Source organism: Chromobacterium subtsugae, assembly GCF_001676875.1.
Classification (GTDB): Bacteria; Pseudomonadota; Gammaproteobacteria; order Burkholderiales; family Chromobacteriaceae; genus Chromobacterium; species Chromobacterium subtsugae.
Window position 1 is genome coordinate 1 of sequence record NZ_JYKA01000003.1, and the last position, 14,523, is coordinate 14,523.

At 66.9% G+C, this 14,523-nt stretch carries 13 protein-coding genes and 1 rRNA gene; 7 read left to right on the top strand and 7 right to left on the bottom strand.

All coding sequences use genetic code 11. From position 1 onward, the window contains the following. The first annotated feature begins 72 nt into the window (after positions 1–72). The 7 genes from rrf to MY55_RS04110 all read left to right on the top strand — a co-directional run bounded on the left by rrf (position 73) and on the right by MY55_RS04110 (position 7,928). Positions 73–187 (top strand): 5S ribosomal RNA (gene rrf / locus MY55_RS04080). A gap of 410 nt (positions 188–597) precedes the next feature. Then, entirely contained in the window at positions 598–4,191 is a 3,594-nt protein-coding gene (gene putA / locus MY55_RS04085) for a trifunctional transcriptional regulator/proline dehydrogenase/L-glutamate gamma-semialdehyde dehydrogenase (RefSeq protein ID WP_065202003.1), read from the top strand. Positions 4,192–4,307: 116 nt separating this feature from the next. Further along, a complete protein-coding gene (locus tag MY55_RS04090) occupies positions 4,308–5,531 on the top strand; it encodes a branched-chain amino acid ABC transporter substrate-binding protein (RefSeq protein ID WP_043574138.1) in 1,224 nt (407 codons plus the stop codon). A gap of 112 nt (positions 5,532–5,643) precedes the next feature. Next, complete coding sequence (locus MY55_RS04095; RefSeq protein WP_244270648.1) at positions 5,644–5,997, top strand: DUF1289 domain-containing protein; 354 nt, start codon at positions 5,644–5,646, stop codon at positions 5,995–5,997. A gap of 182 nt (positions 5,998–6,179) precedes the next feature. Beyond that, positions 6,180–6,647: a GNAT family N-acetyltransferase gene (locus MY55_RS04100; protein ID WP_043574133.1), complete on the top strand. Its 468-nt coding sequence runs from the start codon at positions 6,180–6,182 to the stop codon at positions 6,645–6,647. A 59-nt stretch (positions 6,648–6,706) separates the two neighbouring features. Continuing rightward, complete coding sequence (locus MY55_RS04105; protein ID WP_047237277.1) at positions 6,707–7,489, top strand: enoyl-CoA hydratase/isomerase family protein; 783 nt, start codon at positions 6,707–6,709, stop codon at positions 7,487–7,489. Between the two features lie 16 nt (positions 7,490–7,505). Next, positions 7,506–7,928 carry a VOC family protein gene (locus MY55_RS04110; RefSeq protein ID WP_047237276.1) on the top strand — a complete coding sequence of 141 codons (423 nt, stop codon included), beginning with the start codon at positions 7,506–7,508 and terminating at the stop codon, positions 7,926–7,928. Positions 7,929–7,974: 46 nt separating this feature from the next. Here MY55_RS04110 and MY55_RS04115 read toward each other — a convergent pair whose 3' ends face one another. The 7 genes from MY55_RS04115 to MY55_RS04145 form a co-directional block, all read right to left on the bottom strand. Beyond that, positions 7,975–9,066, bottom strand: a complete 1,092-nt coding sequence (locus tag MY55_RS04115; RefSeq protein ID WP_160310674.1) for an SGNH/GDSL hydrolase family protein — start codon at positions 9,064–9,066, stop codon at positions 7,975–7,977. A gap of 96 nt (positions 9,067–9,162) precedes the next feature. After that, complete coding sequence (gene bluB, locus MY55_RS04120) at positions 9,163–9,807, bottom strand: 5,6-dimethylbenzimidazole synthase (RefSeq protein WP_043574124.1); 645 nt, start codon at positions 9,805–9,807, stop codon at positions 9,163–9,165. Continuing rightward, positions 9,804–11,096 (bottom strand): cobyrinic acid a,c-diamide synthase CobB, encoded by a 1,293-nt coding sequence (locus tag MY55_RS04125; protein ID WP_043574122.1) that lies wholly within the window; start codon positions 11,094–11,096, stop codon positions 9,804–9,806. Before MY55_RS04125 ends, bluB begins: the two co-directional genes overlap by 4 nt. 1 nt (position 11,097) lies before the next feature. After that, a complete protein-coding gene (gene cobO / locus MY55_RS04130) occupies positions 11,098–11,700 on the bottom strand; it encodes a cob(I)yrinic acid a,c-diamide adenosyltransferase (protein WP_043574118.1) in 603 nt (200 codons plus the stop codon). Between the two features lie 34 nt (positions 11,701–11,734). Continuing rightward, complete coding sequence (locus MY55_RS04135; RefSeq protein WP_047237274.1) at positions 11,735–12,766, bottom strand: FecCD family ABC transporter permease; 1,032 nt, start codon at positions 12,764–12,766, stop codon at positions 11,735–11,737. Next, a complete protein-coding gene (locus MY55_RS04140; RefSeq protein ID WP_047237273.1) occupies positions 12,763–13,731 on the bottom strand; it encodes an ABC transporter substrate-binding protein in 969 nt (322 codons plus the stop codon). Before MY55_RS04140 ends, MY55_RS04135 begins: the two co-directional genes overlap by 4 nt. Next, the gene (locus MY55_RS04145) at positions 13,721–14,521 is read right to left on the bottom strand and encodes an ABC transporter ATP-binding protein (protein ID WP_065202004.1); all 801 of its coding nucleotides are present in this window, start codon (positions 14,519–14,521) and stop codon (positions 13,721–13,723) included. The genes MY55_RS04140 and MY55_RS04145 overlap by 11 nt, the downstream gene beginning before the upstream one ends. Between the last annotated feature and the right edge of the window lie 2 nt (positions 14,522–14,523).

The window sequence follows — 14,523 nt, forward strand, 5'->3', positions numbered from 1 at the left end:
CAACGCCAAGTCGATGACTTGGCGTTACGCCTGAAAAAGGCAATAGAATTACGCAGCAGCGTTACCGTTTTATCTGGTGACAATAGCGAGGTGGTCCCACGCCTTCCCATACCGAACAGGACCGTGAAACGCCTTAGCGCCGATGATAGTGTGGCATTCGCCATGTGAAAGTAGGACATCGCCAGATTCCCCCATAAAAAGCCCCAGGCATCAGCCTGGGGCTTTTTTGCTTATCTCTCTCCCAAGCATGTCCCGCTGTTGTGTCATTTTCCAGTCAGCTTCATGACAGTTATTTGCGATTAAAATTAAATGTACTAGGCTGACTTGTCATTTTCAGACAGCGCTTGTTCGCTATCCGACTACGTTTGCGCGTGACAGACAACGCAATGTTGCCAAGCTGCAAAGCCTTATCTATGCGATTGGGGTGATTTTCGTCCGGATGGAATGCGAACTCATGGCCTGGCCTGCTATCGTTTTGGTAGTGTTTGGGCGCTAAAGAATATTTTATATTGTCGAACAAAACGGGATGTCCTTGTATACAATAGACGGCTTACCCGGACGCGAGGCCGGGGCTGCAAACAATATTCGGAGAAACCCATGCAATTTGAAGCTTTTGCTCATCATCAAACCGCTTTGCGCGATGCGATCACCGCCGCCTACCGGCGCGACGAACGCGAATGCGTGCAGGCCTTGCTGGCGCAGGCGGCGATGAGTCCGGAACAGGTGAAGTCGGTGCAGCAGCTAGCCAGCCGCTTGGTGACCGAGGTGCGCCGCGAGCGCACCCGCTCCAGCGGCGTCGATGCGCTGATGCATGAGTTCTCTCTGGACAGCAGCGAAGGCATCGCCCTGATGTGTCTGGCGGAGGCGCTGCTGCGCATCCCCGACCGCGTAACCGCGGACAAGCTGATTCGCGACAAGATTTCCCGCGGCGACTGGAAGGCCCACCTGGGTAACAGCTCGTCGCTGTTCGTCAACGCCGCCGCCTGGGGCCTGCTGGTGACCGGCAAGCTGGTTTCCTCGCACAGCGCCTCCGGCCTGTCGGCCGCGATGACCCGGCTGATCGCCAAGGGCGGCGAGCCGCTGATCCGCAAGGGCGTCGACATGGCGATGCGGATGCTGGGCAAGCAGTTCGTCACCGGTGAAACCATTGAGGAGGCGCTGGCCAACGGCCGCGAGCGCGAGGCGCGCGGCTATCGTTTCAGCTACGACATGCTGGGCGAAGCGGCGATGACCGAAGCCGACGCGCAGCGCTATCTGAAAGACTACGTCACCGCCATCCACGCGATCGGCAAGGAGTCGAACGGCCGCGGCATCTATGAGGGCCCGGGCATTTCGGTGAAGCTGTCTGCCATCCACCCGCGCTACGCCCGTCTGAAGCATGAGCGGATGATGAGCGAACTGCTGCCGCGCCTGAAGGATTTGTTCCTGCTGGCCAAGCAGTACAATATCGGCCTGAATATCGACGCCGAAGAAGCCGATCGCCTGGAAATTTCGATGGACCTGGTGGAGGCGCTGGCCAACGATCCGGATCTGAACGGCTTCGAAGGCATAGGCATCGTGGTGCAGGCCTATCAGAAGCGCTGTCCTTATGTCATCGACTTCCTGATCGACCTGGCGCGCCGCACCAGCCACCGCTTCATGGTGCGGCTGGTGAAAGGCGCCTATTGGGACGCCGAGATCAAGCGCGCCCAGGTGGATGGCCTGCCAGGCTACCCGGTGTATACCCGCAAGGTGTACACCGATGTGTCCTACCTCGCCTGCGCCAAAAAACTGCTGGCCGCGCAGGACGCCATCTACCCGCAATTCGCCACCCACAACGCCTACAGCCTGGCGGCGATCTATGACCTGGCCACCGGGCTGGATTATGAATTCCAGTGCCTGCACGGCATGGGGGAAACGCTGTATGACCAAGTGGTGGGCAAGGACAAGCTGGGCAAGGCCTGCCGCATCTACGCGCCGGTGGGTTCGCATGAAACCCTGCTGGCCTACCTGGTGCGCCGCCTGCTGGAAAACGGCGCCAACTCCTCCTTCGTCAACCGCATCGTCGACGAAGCGGTGTCCATCGCCGAACTGGTGACCGACCCGGTGGCCGAAGCGGCCCGCCATGCCGGCGCGCCGCACGGCAAGATCGCGCTGCCGGCCGAGCTGTACGGCAATGGCCGCCGCAACTCCAAGGGCCTGGACCTGTCCAGCGAGCACGTGCTGGCTACCCTGCAGCTGGGCCTGCAGGCGTCCGAGCAGCAACGCTGGGCGGCTTTCCCGATGCTGGGCGACGGCGATGTCAGCGACGGCCAGTTGCTGGAGGTGCGCAATCCGGCCAATCACGCCGACATCGTCGGCAAGGTGATAGAGGCCAGCCCCGCCGATGTGGAGCGCGCGCTGACGCAATCGGCCGGCTACGCCGCCGCCTGGGCCGCCACGCCGGTGGCGGAGCGCGCCGCCTGCCTGAACCGCATGGCCGACCTGATGGAAGCCAATATGCCGGCGCTGATGGGCCTGGCGGTGCGCGAAGCCGGCAAGACGCTGAACAACGCCATCGCCGAAGTGCGCGAGGCGGTGGACTTCTGCCGCTACTACGCCGCGCAGATCGCCGCCGAATTCGACAACGCCAGCCATCAGCCGCTGGGCCCGGTGGTGTGCATCAGCCCGTGGAATTTCCCGCTGGCCATCTTCATCGGCGAAGTGGCCGCGTCGCTGGCCGCCGGCAACACCGTGCTGGCCAAACCGGCCGAGCAGACCAGCCTGATCGCTGCTTACGCCGTGCGCCTGCTGCACGAAGCCGGCGTGCCGCGCGCCGCGCTGCAGTTCCTGCCGGGCCGCGGCGAGGTGGTGGGCGCGGCGCTGACCGGCGACGCGCGCATCCAGGGCGTGATCTTCACCGGCTCCACCGAAGTGGCGCAGATCATCAACCGCACGCTTGCCAAGCGCAGCGACGACACCGTGCTGGTGGCGGAAACCGGCGGCATGAACGCGATGATAGTCGACAGCTCGGCGCTGCCGGAACAGGTGGTGACCGACGTGTTGAGCTCGGCCTTCGACTCCGCCGGCCAGCGTTGCTCGGCGCTGCGCGTGCTCTACCTGCAGCACGACATCGCCGACAAGGTGGTCAAGATGATCAAGGGCGCGATGGACGAGTTGACGGTGGGCAACCCGGCCAAGCTCACCACCGATGTCGGACCGGTGATCGACGCGGAGGCGCAGGCCGGCTTGCTGGCCCATATCGAAAAGATGAAGAAGTCCGCGAGGGCGGTGCATCAGACCAGGCTGTCCAGCGAGTGCGAGCAGGGCACTTATGTCGCGCCGACGCTGTTCGAGATCGACAATCTGTCCGAACTGAAGCGCGAGGTGTTCGGCCCGGTGCTGCACGTGCTGCGCTTCGCCGCCAGCGATCTGGACCAGGTGGTGGCCGAGATCAACGCCACCGGCTACGGCCTGACCCACGGCATTCATAGCCGCATCGACGAAACCATCGCCGACATCTGCGGCAAGATCAAGGCCGGCAACGTCTACGTCAACCGCAATATCGTCGGCGCGGTGGTCGGCGTGCAGCCGTTCGGTGGCGAGGGCAAGTCCGGCACCGGCCCCAAGGCGGGCGGTCCGTATTACTTGTATCGCTTGAGCCGCGCCGCCTGGCAGCCGAAGCTGGCCGCCGTTAACGCTGCCGTCGAGCTGCCGGCGCTGGAGGCGTTGGCCGCCGCCGCCAAGGCGCAGGGGCTGGCGTTGGATGGCGCTATCGCCGCGGCGCGCAAGGAAAGCCCATTGGCGCACAGCGTGGCGCTGCCGGGGCCGACCGGCGAGAACAACACGCTGGGCTTCGCCGGCCGCGGCCGCATCGGCTGCGTGGCGGACGACGCGCAAGCACTGGCTGAACAGCTGGCCGCGGTGTTCGCCGCCGGCAACCGCGCGGTATTGGCCAAGGACGGCGCCGGCGCCAAGCTGGCTGCGCAATTGGGTAGCCATGTCGAACTGGCGGCGGACGTGCTGGCCGCCGACGTGGACGCGGTGCTGTTCGCCGGCTCTGGCGCGGAGGAGGCGCGCCGCCGCCTAGCCGCCCGCGACGGCGCGCTGGCGCAACTGATCCTGCGCGACGCGCATGGCTATAATATTCACCGGCTGGTGGTGGAGCGCGCGCTCAGCGTCAACACCACGGCGGCGGGCGGCAACGCCAGCCTGATGAGCATGAGCGAATAATCAACTTGCCAGGCTCCGGCCGCGTTGAAATAATGCGGCCAGAGTTTTTACTTTAAGAGCAAGACTGGAGCCGGCCTGCTGGCTGGTTGTGTTGAAGCAAGAGAGGAACTGAAGAGATGCAAGTATCCAAGCTGTCTACCCTGACTCTGGCGGTTGCCGCCGCTGTCGCCCTGTCCGCCTGCGGCAAGAAGGAAGAAGCCGCTCCGGCAGGCGCCGCTTCGGCTCCGGCCCAGGCGAGCGCTGGCGGCGACGTGGTCAAGATCGGCTTCGCCGCCCCCTTGACCGGTCCGCAATCGCACTACGGCGAGGAATACAAGAACGGCGTGACCCTGGCGATCGAAGACGCCAACGCCGAGAAGCCGACCATCGCCGGCAAGCCGGTCACCTTCGAACTGGACGCCCAGGACGATCAGGCCGATCCGAAAACCGCCACCCAGCTGGCGCAGAAGTTCGTCGACGAGAAAGTCGCCGGCATCGTCGGCCACTTCAACTCCGGCACTTCGATCCCGGCCTCCAAGATCTACTCCGACGCCGGCATCCCGATGATCGCGATGGCGACTTCGCCGGTATTCACCGCGCAAGGCTTCAAGAACACCTTCCGTTCGATGACCTCCGACACCCAGCAGGGCGGCGTGATGGGCAAGTTCGTGGTGCAGAACCTGAAGGCGAAGAAGATCGTCATCGTCGACGACCGCACCGCCTACGGCCAGGGCCTGGCTGACGAATTCGAGAAGTCCGCCCGCGCGGCCGGCGGCGAAGTGGTGAAGCGCGAGTTCACCAATGACAAGGCCACCGACTTCACCGCCATCCTGACCAGCATCAAGGGCGCGAACCCGGATGCGGTGTTCTACGGCGGCGCCGACGCGCAGTCCGCCCCGATGACCAAGCAGATGAAGCGCCTGGGCATCAAGGCGCCGCTGATCTCCGGCGAAATGACCAAGACCCCGACTTTCCTGCAACTGGCAGGCAAGGAAGCCGACGGCACCATCGCCTCGCTGGCCGGCCTGCCGCTGGAGCAGATGCCGGGCGGCAAGGACTACGAATCGCGCTACAAGGCCCGTTTCAAGTCCGATGTGGCCACCTACTCGCCGTACGGCTACGACGCCGCGCGCACGCTGATCCAGGCGATGAAGGACGCCAATTCGGCCGATCCCAAGGTCTACATGCCGGTGCTGGCCAAGATCACCCACAAGGGCGTGACTTCCAGCAACTGGACCTATGACGACAAGGGCGACCTGAAAGACGGCGGCATCACCGTTTACAAGGTGGAAAACGGCCAGTGGAAAGTGCTGGAAACCGTCGGCGGCGGCGTGGCCAAGGACGCATCCGCAGCCAAGTAAGCCAGCTTTCTCCATGACGAACGGCGCGGACTTCCGCGCCGTTTTTGTTTGCGCGCACAAACGGCCAGACGCGCGCTAATATCGACTACGACAATTTCAATGGGAGAGGCGAATGAAACGGACAAGCATGGAAACGCCGCCGCCATCGCCCTGTATCGGCATCTGCCGCCTGGACGAGAGCGGGCAGGTGTGCGTCGGCTGCCGCCGCACGCTGGACGAGATCGCCGGCTGGTCCAGCTATGGCAAGGAAGAGAAGGAGCGGGTCTGGCAGCGCCTGTTGGCCTTGCCTGTGCCGGTGCAGGCCAAGACCTGCGCCCGTTGCGGCGGTGGCTTCACCTGCGGGGCGGGCGGCGAGGCGGGCGGCTGCTGGTGCGCGGATCTGCCGCGGCGCTTGTCGCCAAGCGCGGCGGACAGCGACTGCCTGTGCCCGGCGTGTCTGCAGCGGCAACTGCGCGTCGAGAATTGAAGCCGCCGGGCGTCCGGCGGCGGGATGGCGCATGCTCGCCGGAGGGGGCCGCAGGTTTTGCCGCGTGGTCGTGACGCCGCTTTCTTCATCCGGACGATAAAGATAGTCTGGCCTATCACGCCTATGCTCATGTGCTATTCTGGCGGTGGATCATATCGTCGGCCAACGCGCCGCTTCCCTTCATGCCCGCCATCATCCGCCAAGCCCTTCCTTCCGATCTGGAAACCATAGTCCTGCTGCGCATGCGGCTGTTCGACGACGCGGCCGCGCTCAACGGCGTCGGCCCCGACGAAACCATCCGCGCCGCCACCATCGCGTATTTCCGCCAGGCGCTGCAAGGCGGCGATTGCGTCACCTGGGTGGCGGAGGAGGCCGGCCAGGTGGTCGCCATCGGTTCGCTGGCGGTGTTCGCTCGGCCGCCTTATCCGGGCAATGCCGCCGGGCGGGACGCGTATTTGCTGAATATGTACACGCTGCCGGATCATCGCGGCCAGGGCCATGCGCGGGCGATCGTGCGCAGCGCGCTGGCGCTGGCGCAGCGGCGGGGTTACGGCAAGGTCTGGCTGCATGCGACGGAGGCGGGGCGGCCGCTGTATCGGCAGGAAGGCTTTCTCGCGTCCGCCGATTACATGGAGTGGGCGGCGGGCTAAGCGCCGCTTCCGGTTTGACTGACGGCGGATTGGCCGCCGCTTTGCTGCGAGGAGGGCTTATGTTCGAGCAGGATGTGGTGCGTTACCAGGTGGAAGATGGCATTGGCCGGATCACGCTGAACCGGCCCGACTGCCTGAACGCGATGAACCGCCCGCTGCTGCGCCAGCTGCTGGCGGCGCTGGAGCTGGCCGCGGTGGATGAATCGGCGCGGGCACTGATCCTTTGCGGCAGCGGCCGGGTGTTTTCCGCCGGCGCGGACATCCGCTTTCTCAGCCAGGCTTCGGCGGCCGAGGTGAGGGAGCTGGCGCGGCTGGCGGTGGCTGTGACAAGCAGGATAGAGGCGCTTGGCAAGCCGGTGCTGGCCGCGATCAACGGCGACGCGCTGGGCGGCGGCCTGGAAATCGCCGAAGCCTGCATGTTGCGTCTGGCCGCGCCGCATGCCCGTTTCGGCCACCCGGAAGTGAGGATAGGCGCGGTGGCCGGTTTCGGCGGCACCACGCGGCTGCCCAGGCTGATAGGCAAGGGCAGAGCGGCGGAGCTGCTGCTGACCGGCAGGCTGATCGATGCCGAGGAGGCGTGCCGGCTGGGCCTGATCAATCGGGTGGTGGCCGCCGCAGATTTGCTGGCGGAATCGGAGGCTTTGCTGCGCGAGGTGATGGCGCAGTCACCGGTGGCGGTGCGGCTCACCTGGGAGGCGTTGCACCGCGGCCTTAGCCTGACGGAAGACGAGGCGGCGCGGCTGGGGGCCGATTATTTCGGCCTGGCGGCGCAGAGCGAGGATTTCCGCATCGGCACCCGCGCTTTTCTCGACAAGCAGGCGCCGCATTTCAAAGGACGCTGATCCGGAGGGTAGGCTTATGAAGCCGCGCATCACTTTGCTGACGCTGGGGGTGGACGATCTGCAGCGCGCGCTGCGTTTTTACCGCGACGGTTTGGGGCTGGCAAGCGAGGGCATAGTCGGCGCCGAGTTCGAGCACGGCGCCGTCGCCTTTTTCGAACTGGAAGGCGGTTTGAAGCTGGCGTTGTACCCGCGCGCCAGCCTGGCGCATGACGCGGGCCTGCCTGAGCCGCGGGCCGCCGCCGCCGGCGTGTCGATCGGCCACAATGTTTCCTCCCGGGGGCAGGTAGATGAAACGATGGCGCAGGCGGCGCGCGCCGGCGGCACCATCGTCAAGCCGGCCATGGACACGTTCTGGGGCGGCTATGCCGGCTATTTCCAGGATCCGGACGGCTATCTGTGGGAGGTGGCCTGGAATCCGCAGTGGGAGGTTCGGGATTGACGACGCGCGGGGAGGGCGGGACTGGCCTGCGCTCCCGGGCAGCGGCTTACTTGTCCCAGATATTGCCCAGCGTGCGGATGGCGGCGTCCATCTGGTCGGCCATTTTGGCGTGGTCGGATAAGTTGGGGTGCCAGTTGCAGCCGGTCAGCTCTATGTTTTGCCAGTCCACGTAGGCCACCGTCGTCCCTTGCTGTCTTTCCTCGTCGGCGATGCGGCTGACCAGCGGCCGCATCCGGTCGGCTGGCCAGAGATAAGTGGCGGCCAGCAGGAAGGCGGGGTTGTCGTAGCGCTGCTTCAGGCGGGCGATCAGGCCGTGATAGGCCTGGACGTAGTCGTCGGCCAACTGCTGCTGGCTGCGCTTTTCTCCAGGGCCGACATCGGTGCCGAAATCATTGACGCCGAGCGCGATCACCACCAGCTGCGGCCGCCAGTTGTCGCGATGCTCGGCGTTGTTGCCTGGCGCGCTGGCCGGCAGGTTCTGCAACAGCCGCGGATGATAGCTGCGGTAGTCGACTTCCGGCATATTGCCGCCCCAGTTGCGCACCATGCCCATGCCGGACATGCCGTCGTTCTGAATTTGCGCGCCGTGGCGTTTGCCGAGATAAGCGGCGAAGCTCTGGCTGGCGTCGCTGCGCTCGACGATTTGCTGATCGGTGCAGTCGCGGGTGGTGGACAGGTTGCCGTAGGCCACGGTCCAGGAATCGCCGATGAATTCAATCTGGCGGCGCGGCTTGGGCGGCTGCTCCAGCACTTGGCCCTGGCGCAGCGAAAATCCTTTGAACCAGCCGGGATTGTCCGGAGACTGGGTCAGCTTGAACAGGCGCACGATGTGCGGGCGGCGGTCCGGCAGGTCTTGCCAGAGCGTGCGCTCGCCGGCGGCCGGGCCGATTTTTTGCACCGCCTTGCCATCCACTTCCAGCGCATAGTAGTTGACCGCGTCGTCCAGCGTGACGCCCACCGCCTGGGCGGCGACGCGGACCTGCCAGTTGACGCCGGGCCAGGTGGCCTGCCAGCCGTCGGCGTGGCGGACTTGCCGCCCTTCGGCTTGCACCGCCCAGCGCGGCACCGTCGCATCGGCATGCGCCAGATGGCCGATGGCCAGCAGCCATAGCGCCGCCATTGTTTTTGCAGTTTTCATCGTCTTCTCCATTTAAATGCCATTTGAATTATTGTGCGGTATTAAATAAATTCAATGGATATTTTCATGGGGCGATGGCTGCAATGGCGGGCGCGCTCAGGCCTGGCCGGGCCAGCGGTCGTCGTAGACCAGGTCGGCCAGGTTTTGCCGGCGGGCCCAGTTTTCCTGCTCCAGCATCGGCTTCTCGTAAAACGCCTCGACATGGCCGATGCACAGTATCGCCACCGGCCGCGCGCCGGCGGGTATGGCCAGCAGCGCGGCCAGCTTGGCCGGATCGAAGATGGATACCCAGCCCAGGCCCAGGCCTTCGGCGCGGGCGGCCAGCCACATGTTCTGGATCGCGCAGGCCACCGAGGCCAGGTCCATCTCAGGCAGCGTGCGGCGGCCGAACACGTGCCGCTCGCGGCCGTCCATCAGCGCCGCCACCAGCACTTCGCCGCAATCCAGCAGGCCTTCCACCTTCAGTTTCATGAACTCGTCTTCGCGCTCGCCCAGCGCGCGGGCGGTCTGGATGCGCTCTTGCTCCACCAGCGCGTGCAGCTGGCCGCGCAGTTCGGCGCTGCGGATGCGGATGAAGCGCCACGGCTGCATGAAGCCGACGCTGGGCGCGAAGTGGGCGGCGGCCAACAGCCGCCGCATGGTTTCGGAATCGATCGGGTCCGGCAGGAAGTGGCGCATGTCGCGGCGTTCGCGGATAGCGCGGTAGATGGCGTCGATGTCGGCTTGCGGATAACGGTTCATGACAGGAACAGGCTCGCGGTGGCAAGGGGATTGGACGGAAAGTAGGCGTGGAAATAGCTGGCCAGCAGGCTGCCGCGGCGATACAGCGCCTCGCCCTGGCCGGCGCCGCTGGCGCGCTCGGCGCGGGCGATTGGCTCCAGAGCCGTTTCCAGCCGGGTGTAGTGGAAGGTATGGCCGCGCAGCGCGCCGCCGGGGAAGTCCATTTGCTGCAGGCCCAACCCGCACAGCCGCGCTTGCAGCGTGGCGTGGCCGGGCAGCAGCCCCAGCATCGCCGCGTTGTCGTTATCGCGGTTGGTCAGCCTGTCCAGCAGGTAGAGCATGCCGCCGCACTCAGCGTACAGCGGCTTGCCGGCTTCGACGTGTCCATGCAGATCCGCTTTCAGCGCCGTGTTGGCGGACAGCGTTTCAAGATGCAGCTCCGGGTAGCCGCCGGGCAGGTAGACGGCGTCGCAGTCCGGCAGCGCGGCGTCGGCCAGCGGCGAGAAGAAGGCCAGTTCGGCGCCCAGCTGGCGCAGCGTTTCCAGATTGGCTGGATAGACGAAGGCGAAGGCGGCGTCGCGGGCGATGGCGATGCGCTTGCCCGCCAGCTGCCTGGGCACGGCAGGCTGCGCGATGGCGGGAAAGGCGGCTGGCGGCGGCAGCGCGGCCAAGGCGGTGCCCGCGATCTGCGCCGCCGAACGCTCCAGCCTGGCGTCCAGATCGGCGATCTCCTGCGCCTGCACCAGGCCCAGGTGGCGTTCCGGCAGCCGCGCCGCCTCGTCGCGGCGCAGCGCGGCCAGCAGCGGCAGATGGACGGGCAACTGCTGGGCCAGCATTTCGGCATGGCGCTCGCTGGCGACGTGGTTGGCGACCAAACCGTGCAAGACCAGGCCGGGACGGAAGCTGGCCAAGCCGTGGGCGACGGCGGCGAAGGTCTGCGCCATGCCGGCGGCGTCTATCACCGCGACCAGCGGCACGCCCAGCAACTCGGCCAGGTCGGCGCTGCTGGGGGTGCCGTCGAACAGGCCCATGCTGCCCTCGATCAGGATCAGGTCCGCTTCCGCCGCGGCCTGATGCAGCCGGGCGCGGCAGTCGTCCTCGCCGTTCATCCACAGGTCCAGGCCGTAGACGGTGTGGCCGCTGGCCTGCTCCAGGATGTAGGGGTCGAGAAAGTCCGGGCCGGTCTTGAACACCCGCACCCGGCGGCCCTGCTTGCGGTGATGCCGCGCCAGCGCCGCCGTCAGCGTGGTCTTGCCCTGGTGCGAGGCGGGAGCGGTGAGAAACAGCGCCGGGCAGTGGCGGGTTTCCATCTCAGAATTCCACGCCCTGTTGCGCCTTGATGCCCTGTTCGCGGTAGGGGTGTTTGACCAGCCGCATTTCGGTCACCAGGTCCGCCGCTTCGATCAGCGCTTCCGGCGCGTGGCGGCCGGTGACCACCACGTGCAGGTCGGCCGGGCGGGCGGCGAAGGCGGCCAGCACTTCGTCCAGCGGCAGGTATTCGTATTTCAGCACCACGTTCAGTTCGTCCAGGATCACCATATCGTATTCGCCGCTGGCCAGCATGCGGCAGGCTTCGTCCCAGCCCTTGCGTGCGGTGGCGATGTCGGCGTCGCGGTTCTGGGTGTTCCAGGTATAGCCTTCGCCCATGGTGTGGAAGTCGCAGTTGGGAAAGCCGCCCAGCAGGTCGCGCTCGGCGGTGTGCAGCGCGCCCTTGATGAACTGCACCACGCCCAGCTGCATGCCGTGGCCGACGGTGCGCAGCCCCATGCCGAAGGCGGCGCTGCTTTTGCCCTTGCCGGTGCCGGTGTGGACGATGAGCAGGCCTTTTTCCTTGGTGGCGGCGGCTTTTTTCTTTTCAAAGCCCGCCTTGCGCTTCTCGGCCATGCGTTGGTGGGATGCCGGATCGGTTTTCATGTTTGGCTCCTTGAGGGAATGGCGAAGCGGCGGCTCAGCGCGCGCGCATCAGCCAGATGAAGAAGGCGCCGCCTATCGCCGCGGTGCCGACGCCTACCGGGATGTCCTCCGGCGCGATCAGCGTGCGCGCGGCGGCGTCCACCCAGATCAGGAAAATGGCGCCGGACAGCGCGCACACCGGCAGCAGCCGGCGGTGGTCGGCGCCGACGAAGCGGCGGGCGATGTGCGGAATCATCAGGCCGACGAAGCCTATCGCGCCGCTGACCGCCACCATCACGCCGGTCATCAGCGAGGAGACGGCGAACACCGCCAGGCGCAGCCGCGACACCTGTATGCCCAGCGTGACGGCGGTCTGTTCGCCCGCCATCAGCGCATTGAGCGGGCGGCCCAGCGCGGCCAGCGCCAACAGGCCGGAACCCAGCGCCAGCGCCGGCACCGGCAGCAGTTCCCAGCGCGCCTGGCCCAGGCCGCCCAGCATCCAGAACAACACCGACGAGGTGGAGCGGTGGTCGCCCAGGTAGATCAGCAGATTGGCCAGCGCCATCATGAAGAAGGACACCGCCACGCCGGCCAGCAGCAGTCGTTCGGCCTGCAGCCGGCGCTGGCGCAGCGCGACCGCCATCACCAGCGCGGTGCTGAGCAGCGCGCCGGCGAAAGCCGCCAGCGGCAAGGTGAGGCTGCCGGCCAGGTTGCCGGTGAACAGCAGCACCGACACCGCGCCCAGCGTGGCGCCGGAGCTGACGCCCAGCAGGTGCGGGTCGGCCAGCTTGTTGCGGGTGGCCGCCTGCAGCACCGCGCCCACCAGCGCGAGGCCGGCGCCGACCAGGCCGCCCAGCAGCACCCGCGGCAGCCGCAGCTGCCAGACGATCAGGTCTTGGCCGGGCTGCCAGGCGGGGGCGACCGGCGCGCCCAGCTGATGCAGCAGGATGGACCAGCTATCGGCCAGGCCGACCGGCGCGGGGCCCAGGCCCACGGTCAGCAGCACCGAGGCGGCCAGCGCCGCCAGCAGCGCCAGAAGAATGGGCGGCAGCGGCGCCGGGCCGCGCGCGAAGGCGGGCGCGCTCACCGGGCGAAGGCCTGCGGATGCAGGCCGCGCGCCAGCGCCACCACCGCGTCGGCATTGGCGATGCCAGGCGTCGCGCTGTCATAGGGCAGCACGATGAAGCGCTGGTTCTTCACGCCGTCCAGCTTGCCCAGCGCCGGGTGGTTGCGCAGGAAGGCGATCTTCTGCTGCGCGGTCACCTTGCCGTAGTCGATGATGACGATGGCCTGCGGGTTGCGGGCGATCACCGTTTCCCAATTCACCCGGGTCCAGCTGGCGTCGACGTCGTCCAGGATGTTGCGGCCGCCGGCGGCCTGGATCAGCGCGTTGGGCATCGCCAGACGGCCGGCGCTGAAGGGGCGGTCTTCGCCGCTGTCGTAGACGAAGACCGACGGCGTGGCCTGGCGCTTGGCGACGCGGGCGGACGCGCTGTCCACTTTGGCGCGCATCTCGGCGATGACTTTTTGCGCGCGCGGCTCCACGTCGAAGATGCGGCCGAGGTTGCCGATGTCGCGGTAGACGTCGGCAAGGCTGGCCGCCGGGCGCTTCATCACGTGGGCGCAGGATTCGCTCAATTCATAGACATTGATGCCCAAGGGCGCCAGCGAAGCCGGCGTCACCGGGCCGCCGACACGCATGCCGTAATCCCAGCCGGCGAAGAAGAAGTCGGCGCGGCGCGCCAGCAAGGCCTCGGCCGACGGGTAGTCGCCGGCCAGCTCCGGCAACGCGCCCAGCGCCTGCTTCAATGGGGCATTCAATTTGTTCCAGGCGCTGATGCCGCTATAGCCGGCCATGCGTTTTTGCAGGCCCAGCGCCACCATCATCTCGGTCATGTTGATGTCGTGGCTGACCGCGCGTTCGGGCGCGCGCTGGAAAGTCACCTGGCGGTTGCAGCTCTGGACGGTCAGCGGGTAATGGCCGGCGTGCGCCTGGACGGCGGACAGGGCGGCGAGGCCGGCGGCCAGCAGCAGGGGAAAGTCAAATCTCATGGCTATGCTCTTCGGTGATCAGGGTGATGCGGGGGTGGCCGGCCAGCGGGTGCGCGTCTATCAGCGCCCGCACGCCGAATACCTCGCGCAGCAGGTCGGCAGTCAGGACTTCGGCCGGACTGCCGCTGGCGACGATGCGGCCCTCTTGCAGCGCGTACAGGCGGTCGCAGAAGGCGGCCGCCAGGTTGAGGTCGTGCAGGGTGGCGACGGCGGCGATGCCCAGCCGGCGCACCAGGCGCAGCAGCGACAGCTGGTGGCGCAGGTCGAGGTGATTGGTCGGCTCGTCCAGGATCAGCAGTTCCGGCTGTTGCGCCAGCGCCCGCGCCAGCAGCGCGCGCTGCTTCTCGCCGCCGGACAGCGTGGCGAAGGACTGGTGTTGCCGCTCCAGCAGCCCCACCTGGCGCAAGGCGTCGTCGACGATGTCGGCATCGTCCGCTGGCGCGCCGCGCAGCAGCGACTGGTGCGGGATGCGGCCCATCTCCGCGGCCTCGCGCACGGTCAGGCCGAAGTCCTCCGGGAACTCCTGCAGCACCACCGCCACGCGGCGGGCGAAGGCGGCGGCGGACTGGCGCCAGATGTCGGCGCCGTCCAGCCTGGCCTCGCCGGCCAGCGGCTGGTTGAAGCGGAAGGCGCAGCGCAGCGTGCTGGTCTTGCCGCTGCCGTTGGGGCCGATGACGCCGACGAACTCGCCGGGCCGGACGGTGAGCGCGATGCCGCGCAGCAGCCGCTCTTCCGGCGCGCAGCGCGGATCGGGCGACCAGTCCAGGCCGCATAGTTCCAATGCGCTCACCG